This window comes from Pseudomonas sp. GM84, assembly GCF_000282535.1.
In the GTDB taxonomy this organism is placed as follows: domain Bacteria; phylum Pseudomonadota; class Gammaproteobacteria; order Pseudomonadales; family Pseudomonadaceae; genus Aquipseudomonas.
Window position 1 is genome coordinate 1 of sequence record NZ_AKJC01000357.1, and the last position, 9,069, is coordinate 9,069.

Below are 9,069 nucleotides of genomic sequence, written 5' to 3' on the forward strand. Positions count from 1 at the left end.
GCGGCTCGCCGTGCTCGTCGGGCAAGCGCAGGGCGATGCCGATATCGCCGTTCATCAGCCCCAGGCCGTAGTCGTTTCGGGTGACCAGCACCGGGCGCCCTTCGTACCAGGGCTGCTGGCTGTCGATCAGCCCGGCATTGTGCAGCACCCGCGCTACCCGCTCGTTGAGCCCCTCCACACCCCAGGCGCCCTTGCGCACCGCGCAGAGCAGCTGGAAGTCCTCGAAACTGTGCAGCACCTTGGCCGCCCATTGCTCCCAGCGCGGGTCGTCGAAGGCCGTGCCGGGCGCCGGGCGCAAGCGGCCGATCGCCCGCAGGTAACTGCGATAGCCCTGTGGCCCCTCGGCGCCGCGGTTCAGGCCATCGAGCAGCAGGCGGTCGAAGGCACGGTCTTGCTCGCCGCGCAGGGCCAGCCCGAACACATCGCTCGGCGGCAGGCTCAGCAAGTCGCGCGCCGCCTGCCCTTCTTGACGGTTGACCAGGCGCGCCAGCTGGCCAATGCCGCTGCCTTCGCCGAAACGCCGGGAGAAGCGCAGCATCACCACCTGTTGGGCCAATGGGTGACGTTGATCGTCGCCCGGCTTGAGGCCGCTGCCGGCCAACGACTGGCCGCCAATCTGCTCCAGCCAGGCTTGCGTCGCGGGCGAATAGCAGCCGTCCTCGGCATCGCGGCACAGGTCGCCCAGCACCGCACCCGCCTCGACCGAGGCCAACTGGTCCTTGTCGCCCAGCAGCACCAGGCGGGCCTTTGGCGGCAAGGCATCGAGCAGGTTGGCCATCATCTCGAGGTCGATCATCGACGCTTCGTCGACCACCAGCACGTCCAGGGGCAACGGGTTGCCGGCATGGTGGCGGAAATGCCGCGACCCCGGCCGGCTGCCGAGCAGACGATGCACGGTGCTGACATCGGTGGGGATCTGCCCGCGCACCTCGGCACTCACCTGCAAGCGCTCGACCTGCTGGCCGATGGATTCGGTGAGGCGCGCCGCCGCCTTGCCGGTAGGCGCGGCCAGGCGAATACGCAGGGGCCTGCCCTGCTCCACCGCCGGTGCCTGCAACAAGGCCAGCAAACGGACCACGGTGGTGGTCTTGCCGGTGCCGGGGCCGCCGGTGATGATGCTGAAGCCGGCGCGGGTGGCCAGGGCACAGGCCAGTTTCTGCCAGTCGACCTGGCCGGCCAGGGCCCCTGCGTCGAACAACTGTGCCAGGCGCGCCGGCAAATCTGCCGGGGCCGCCTCATGCAGGCTCAGGCGCTGGCGCAGGGTGGCATCGATGCGCCGTTCATAGCTCCAGTAGCGGCGCAGGTACAGGCGTTCGCCGCTGAGTACCAGCGGCCGCGCCTGCTGGCCGGGGGTATCGGCGGCGGCCACCAGCGGGCTGGCGGCAATGCGTTGCAGCCAGGTACGCAGGTCGAGGTTGGCCAGCAGTTGGGAAGGCAGCAGCAATGGGCCCGTCAGGGCATCGCCCTCCGGTGGCAGCGACAGGGCGAAATCCGGCTCTGCGAGGGTTTGCTGCAAATCGAGGCAGACATGCCCGTGGCCAAGCTGATGGCTGGCCAAGGCGGCCGCCAGCAGCAGCAATGGATCGCTGCCAGGGGCTCGCTCTTCGAGGAAGGACACGAATGCCCGGTCCAGCGCGCGCAACCAGCCACGCTCCACCCAGCGGTCGAGCAGCTGCAACAGATCGCCGCTGACATGTTGCGGCTGCAGCCCCAGCAACTGTTCGGCGTGCAGGGGCGTTGGCAAGAGATCGTCGAGGGTTCGGCTCATGGCGCGACTCCGGCAAACAGGTCCTGTTGCTGCGGCTGATGGACGCCACGGAACAGTGCGTCGAGCGCTTCGATCAGCTCGCGCGGTGGCTTGGCGAAGTACACGCCATGGCCACTGCTGCTGGCGCCGCGCAGGAAGATGAACAGGGCACCGCCGACATGGCGGTCGTAATCGTAGTCGGGCAGCCGTGCGCGCAACTGGCGATGCAGGGCCAGCAGGTACAACACGTACTGCAGGTCGTAGCGGTGTTCGAGAATCGCTTTTTCCATGGCCACTGCGTCATAGGCCAGGGTGTCCGGGCCCAGCCAGTTGGACTTGTAGTCGGCCACGTAGTAGCGCCCGTCCAGTTCGAAAGCCAGGTCGATGAAGCCCTTGAACATGCCATTGAGCAGCGTCGGCTGGGCCGCAGGGCGCGCCACCCCTGAGTGGGTGTGACGGGCCACCAGACGGTCGAGTTGCGCGGCATCGACCTGATGGCTGGCGAACCAGAACTCCATTTCGATCTGGTAGTGCTGCAACCGGGCGAGCGTGAGGCTCGCATCGCGGGCCGGCAGCGGCTCGTTGAGCACCTGCAGCATCCAGTGGCTGAGCGTTGGAATCCAGCCGGTCCAATCGCGGCGGTTGCAACGCTGGCCGACGGTACGTTCGATCAGCTTGGGGTTGGCGGCGACCTCGGCAAAGCCTTCGCGCCCCGCCCATTCGAGCAGGCCATGGAGGAAGGTGCCCGGGTTCGGGCCGCGCGGGAAGCGATGGATGTCGCCGCCCTCTGCCGGCACTTCACGCACCAGCTGGGCATCGACCCCCTCATCGTCGAGCAGCTGCTGGGCTTGGGAGCTGTCGGCACCCAGTGTCTGTTCACCGACCCGCAAGGCGCTGTAGGAGGCGATCCACCAGTGTTCGGACGCCGCACGCCGAGGCTTGCGTGCAGGTAGCAGCTCGTGCTCGGCATGGGGCGGTTGATAACACTGTTCGTCAGCCTCCGGCAGACCTGGGCAGGCAATCTGGGGGCAGCTGGACAGCAGGCCCTGCAGCCAATCCGACAACTGCGTCGAGCCCGCCAGCGGCAGTCCGCCACCGAGCAGGTAGCCAAGGGCCGAACGGTGCAGCTGCGAGGTCTTCTGGCTACCGCGCTTGAGGTCGGCGACGCCCAGCCAGCAGGCGTGCTGGGCACGAGTGAGGGCAACGTAGAGCAGGCGCAGGTCTTCGGCCAGGCGCTCGTCGTCGGCCAGGGCAATCTGCTCCTGGTCAGGGGTCAGGGTGAGCTGCACGTTGCCCTGGCTGTCGTGCCAGGCCAGCGGCAGGCGGCTACCGTCTACCGGTTTGCTGGTGCAGATGAAGGGCAGGTAGACCAGCGGATATTCCAGGCCCTTGGACTTGTGGATCGTCACCACCTTGACCAGTTGCTCGTCGCTCTCCAGGCGCAGGATCTGCTCTTCACCGGCCTGCCCGGCGTTGGCCAGGTGCTCGGCCAGGTGGCGAATCAGCGCCTGTTCGCCGTCCAGCTCGCCGGCCGCCTGCTGCAACAGCTCGGCCAGGTGCAACAGGTTGGTGAGCACCCGTTCGCCGTCGCTGCGCGCGATCAGGGTGCGCGGCAGGTGGAAGTCGTGCAGGAGGTGGCGCAGCATCGGCAACACGCCCTGGCGCTGCCAGGTGTCGCGGTAGCGGCGAAAACGCATGACCCAGCCTTCCCAGACCCGCTCGTCCTGGTTCAGCTGGTCCAGCTCGGCCAGCGACAGGTCCAGGGTCAGGCTGGCCAGGGCGGCCTTGAGCAAGCGCTCGGAGTCGGGTTCGGCACAGGCCTTGAGCCAGGCCAGCAGGTCATGGGCTTCCTGGGCGGCGAATACCGAGTCCTTGTCGGAGAGGTAGACGCTGCGTACATCGCGGGCGGCCAGCTCGGCACGCACCAGCTGCGCTTCGAAGCCATCGCGCACGAGAATGGCGATGTCCGAAGGCAGGCAGGGCCGCTGTCCGCCTTGCTCATTGCGAAAACCGCTGACGCCGCGCTGCCCGCCATTGAGCAGGCCAACGATGTGGCTGGCGCAACTGGCCGCCATTTGCTGGCGATACAGCGTGCTGGAGACGGGCTCGTCGCTTTCCAGTTGCCAGCACTGCAAGGCCGCGCTGGGGTGACCATCGATCAGCAGCGTTTCACTGCGGCCCTTGGCCCGTACTTCGACGAATGGCAGCGGGTTGTCGCCGTCCTCGCGGAACAGGAAGGCGCCTCGCCCTTGTTCGCGCCCTTCAGCCTGCAGGAACACCTGATTGACCGCCGCCACCATTGCCTGGCTGGAGCGGTAATTGGTATCCAGGCTGTGCAGGCGGCCAGCGGTGGCCCGCCGGGCCGACAGGTAGGTATGGATGTCGGCGCCACGGAAGGCATAGATCGCCTGCTTCGGGTCGCCGATCATGAACAGGCCGGTTTCCGGGCGGTTCTCGCCGATGCGGTAGATGCTTTCGAAAATACCGTACTGGACCGGGTCGGTGTCCTGGAACTCGTCGATCAGCGCGACCGGGAACTGTTCGCGAATCAGACCGGCCAGGCGTTCGCCGGCCTCGCTGGCCAGGGCATGCTGCAGGCGGAGCAACATATCGTCGAAGCCCATTTCGGCACGACGGCGTTTTTCCACTTCGAAGCGTGCGGACACCCAGGCGGCAGCGTGTTCGAGCAAGCGTGCATCCGGGCTGGCCAGGGCCTGCAACTGTTTCGGCAAGTCCTGCATGGCCAGCAGGGCCGGATGTTCAGGCGGGTCGCCGACTTTCCAGGCTTCGGCCAGGCCGGTTGGGGTCAGGCGGGTGAAACCGGTGCCCAGGTCGAGGTCTACTTCCTGCTCATCACCGGCCCAGGTACGCAACTTGTCGAACCACGGCTCGAAGAAGCGAGCCTGCAGCTTGCGCCCGTCCGCTTGCTTGGCCGCCACGGCATCGCGGCAGATTTGCTGCAACTCCTCGGCCCACTGCATCCACGGCGCCTTGAGCTGGCGCAGCTGATCGACCCGTTGTTGCAGCGCGGCATCGATCAGCGCTTGAGGCTCCTGCTCGTCCTGATGCAGGCGCACGCGGCCAAACAACGGGCGGATGCGTGGCAGCAGCGCATCCGGGCTGCCCCAGTGGTTGCGCACCCAGTTCAGGGCCTCGCCGTGCATGCCGTAGCAGAAGCGCCGCCAGTAATCGCGCATGACCTGGCCGAGCAGGTCGCTGTGGTCGGTTTCCAGGCTCTGGGTGAACAGGCTGCCGCTGTCGAACGCGTGCTCGCGGAGCATGCGCTGGCACCAACCATGGATGGTCGACACGGCCGCTTCGTCCATCCACTGCACGGCAATTTCCAGGCGACTGGCACAACGTGGCCAGTGTTCTTCGGCGTAATCGTCTCGCAGCTGGTGGAGCAGTGGATCGGCTGCCTGCAGTTCACCCCGGAAAAATCTCGCCGCCTCGGCCAGTCGGGCACGAATACGCTCGCGCAGCTCCTTGGTGGCGGCATCGGTGAAGGTCACCACGAGGATCTGCGGCGGCAGCAGTTCGCGGCCGAAGCCTTGCTCGCCACCATGGCCAAGGATCAGGCGCAGGTACAGCGCAGAAATGGTGAAGGTCTTGCCGGTACCGGCACTGGCTTCGATCAATTGGCTGCCGTGCAAGGGAAAACTCAATGCCAGGGGACGGGCCTGGGTCATGCGCCACTCTCCGGGTTGCCCAGTGTTTGCCAGGCTGCGCTGAATAACGGGCGGTACAGGGTTTCGCACCAGCCTTCGAAGGTTTCGTCGGCGCTGAGCGCGCTGAAGTCACGGAACTGCCGGGCCAGGGCAAGGCTTTCACTGCGCTCGCCAAAGCTGTTGCGACCGTCGCCCTCGTAGGCTCGCATGGCAGCGGCGAGGGCTTTGTCGGGGTCGTCCTGGGCCAGCCAGGCGAACGCCGTCTTGGCCGCGACCGGTAGCGGCGCATTCATCGCGGCCTGGCGCGACACCAGCAAGTGGCCAAGCAGCTCGGCAGCCTGGGCTTGTGGCAGTGGGTCGAGCAACAGGGTGAGGTCACTGGCCAGCAGCGCGCTGTGCAGCGGATACCCAGCGGCGCAGGCCGCCAGGTGCATGACCCAGCTGGCGATCAGGCGATGCCACTTGAGGGTGCGACCGGCACTGATGGTATTGGGCACCGTGGTGATGCTCAGCAGGCTCTGATTGTCGGCCTGGTAGACCCGGCCAAGCCAGCCCTCCAGCCGGTGGCTGCCCTGCTGAAAATGGATCGGCAGCGCGCCTTCGACCACGCTGGGCCAGCGTTGCAACAGCTGGCGGTGACGCTGCAGCAGGTCAGGCAGCGGCTGGATCAGCTCGGCCTGCAGAATCTCGCCGAACCCGGCCAGGGGCAGCACACCGCAGGCCTGAAGCCGGCGCGCCTGTGCCTGCAAGGCGCGTTCGGCCTGTTCAGGTTCGGCCATGGCTGCGCCCAGCAGGCTTTCGCTGGCGCTGTAGCGCTGCAGCGCGTCGAGCACGAACGGCTCTTCGTCCGGCGTGGGTGCTTCCAGCGCTTCGAAGAACACTTTCAGCCGCTGGCTGAAGAAATGCCGCACGGGATGGCGCAGAAAATCCTGCAACTGCGTCAGGGTCAGGGCTTCATCGCTGGCATAAGGGGGCAGGCCTGGTTCTGGCAACGCAGCCTCATCGGCCTGCCGGTGCAGCAGCTGCCATTCATGGGCATAGCTGAACAACGCGCTACCTTTCTGGAAATAGCGTGGGCTGAAGGGTTGCAGCGGGTGCTCTTGAGTCAAGGCATGCAGCAACTGCTCGCCCGCTTGCGGGTCGTCGCCGACACCGGCCAGACGCCAACCGGCGGCCAGATGATCGCGCAGCTGGCCAATCAATACCGATGCCGGACGCTCGCTGTTGTCGCGAATGCTACGGCCGACCCAGCTGATGTAGAGCTGATCGCGTGCCGAAAGCAGCGCTTCGAGCAGCAGGTAACGGTCATCCTCACGGCGCGAGCGATCGCCCGGTCGGTAGTCGCTGGCCATCAGGTCGAAGTCCAGCGGCTGCTGCGCGCGCGGATAGTCGCCATCGTTCATGCCCAGCAGGCAGACCACACGGAAGGGGATCGCGCGCATGGGCATGAGGGTGCAGAAGTTGACGGAGCCTGCGAGAAAACGCTGGGACAGCTTGCCCTGGTCCAACCCCGAGAGCCAGGCCTCGCGCACGACAGTCAGGGGTAGCAGGTCTTGCAGGCCAACGCCTTCGCAGACTTCCAGCCAGCCATCGCGCAGCTCCTGCAATTGCATCAGCAGAAACTCGTCGTGCTCACCTTCGGCCAGGAAGAATACCTGCAGCAAGGCGTGCAGGCGCTCGCCCCATTGCGCCGCTGTCGCGGGCCGGGACAGTACCTGGCAGGCCACATCGAGGGCATCGAGCAACGCCACCAGCGGGCCGATAAGTGCGGCATCCAGGCCGCCGATCTCGTCATACGGCTCGATGCCATCGCATCCCTCGCCCACGCCCACCGCATAGCCAAGCAACATGCGGCGCAGACCGAAGCGCCAACTGTTCTGTTCCAGGCCCTCGGGCAGGCCCAGGGTGGCACGCTGTTCGGCATTCAGGCCCCAGCGGATACCCGCGCCTTCGATCCAGCGGTGCAGCGTTGGCAGGTCGCTTTCGCGGATACCGAAGCGGGCACGCAGGGCCGGCACATCGAGCAGGTCGAGCACTTCGCTCACCGCGAAGCGGCTGTCTGGCAGTTTGAGCAGGTGCTCGAGGGCGATCAGCAAGGGATCGCGGCCGCGCTGGCCCTGGTCGGTCAAGGTGAAGGGGATGTAACGTGGGTCGTTGCGCTGCAACTGGCCAAATACGGCGCGGATATGGGGGGCATAAGTGTCGATCGCCGGCAACATGACGATGACATCACGCGGACGCAACGTCGGGTCGGCACTGAAGCGGGCGAGCAGTTGGTCGTGCAGGATCTCCACTTCCCGTTGCGGGCTGTGGGCAACGTGGAAGCGTACCGATCGGTCCTTGGTCAGATCGACTTCAGGCCACAGCTGGCGGGTCTCTGCGAGGGGGCGCAGTTCGAGGATATCGTCTTGCAGCTGGTTGAGCAGCGTGGTGGGGTGCCCCTCGCTGAACAAGTCGATGCGTCCTTCGCTGAATGCACCTTGGTAGCTGCCTGGATCGTCGTAGCTGTCGAGCAGGTTGATGTAGTCGCGGCCCTGTTTGCCCCAGGCGGCCAGCAAGGGATGGGCATGCTGGTGCAACGACTCGTCATCCAGCTGCAGTGGCATGCCTTGCTTGCGTTGCTGGCGCTTGTACTGGTGACGGAGCAAATCCTTGTCGGCCACGATGTCGGCCCAGTGATGGCGACAAGGGTTGTGCACGCACAACAACACCTGGCTGAAGCGGGCCAGGCCGGCCAGCGCTTCCAGTGCCTGGGCGGGCAAGGAGGAGATGCCGAACACGATGACTCGCGAAGGGAGGCCGGCAGGCGGTTGCTCAAGGCTGTTGATACGCTCGATGAAGCGTTGGTGCACCCCTGCTCGGCTCTGGGCCATGCCCTGCTCGCCAACATCCTCAAGCAACGCTCGCCACAACTCGGCCTGCCAGCGATTGCCGGGGGCCAAGGGTTTTCGTTCGCCACGGGCCGTGTTGAGCACGTGGTTGCCGGCAGCCCAGTCCTTGAGCCAGTCGGCGCGGTAGACCTGGTACTGGTCGAACAGGTCAGCCAGGCGCTCTGCCAGCTGGTAGCGTTTGCGCAGGTCGCCGTCGTCGGTGAGAAAGCGCCGCAATGGCTCGAAGTGGGGGCGTTCGATCAGCTCCGGGAGCAAACGCATGAGGCGCCAAGTCAGGGGCGCCTTGTCCAGCAGCGAGACCTCGGGGATTTCATCGCGGCCCAGCACCTTTCTGTACAGCTGCCACATGAAGCTACCCGGCAGCTGCACATCGATGGCCGCGGCGATACCGCATCCCCCAAGGTCATCTTCCTGTGGGTCTTCGGCCAAGGCCAGCTTGAGCCATTGGGCAATGCCGTTGCTCTGTACCAGCGCAATCTCGTTTTCCAATGGAGCCAGCGGGTAACGGCGCATCCAGTTCACAACCAGGCTGCGCAGGTCGTCCAGGCGGTTGCCGTGGACAATCATGAAGCCAGGATGGAGTGAAGTGGTGTTGGCCATTCAAGGTCCTCTGCAGGGTGCTTCGAAATGAGGGGGAACGATATCACGGCTGACAAACAGCCAGAAAAGACAAAACCCCTACCTGCTCGCGCAGATAGGGGTTTTGCGAAATGAATCTTGACGATGACCTACTCTCACATGGGGAAACCCCACACTACCATCG

Annotated in this window: 3 protein-coding genes; all 3 read right to left on the reverse strand. The window is 65.8% G+C overall.

The window, feature by feature from the left end; translation table 11 throughout:
• On the reverse strand, nucleotides 1–1,768 hold a 1,768-nt coding region (recD, locus tag PMI38_RS25470), incomplete at its 3' end, for an exodeoxyribonuclease V subunit alpha (protein ID WP_008100780.1).
• A complete protein-coding gene (gene recB, locus PMI38_RS25475; protein ID WP_008100782.1) occupies nucleotides 1,765–5,436 on the reverse strand; it encodes an exodeoxyribonuclease V subunit beta in 3,672 nt (1,223 codons plus the stop codon). The genes recB and recD, both read right to left, overlap by 4 nt.
• Entirely contained in the window at nucleotides 5,433–8,906 is a 3,474-nt protein-coding gene (recC, locus tag PMI38_RS25480; RefSeq protein ID WP_008100784.1) for an exodeoxyribonuclease V subunit gamma, read from the reverse strand. Before recC ends, recB begins: the two co-directional genes overlap by 4 nt.
• Nucleotides 8,907–9,069: the final 163 nt, after the last annotated feature.

Coding starts and splice junctions, on each gene's coding strand:
- recB (WP_008100782.1), bottom strand. CDS start 5,436: ATGACCCAGGCCCGTCCCCTGGCATTGAGTTTTCCCTTGCACGGCAGC.
- recC (WP_008100784.1), bottom strand. CDS start 8,906: ATGGCCAACACCACTTCACTCCATCCTGGCTTCATGATTGTCCACGGC.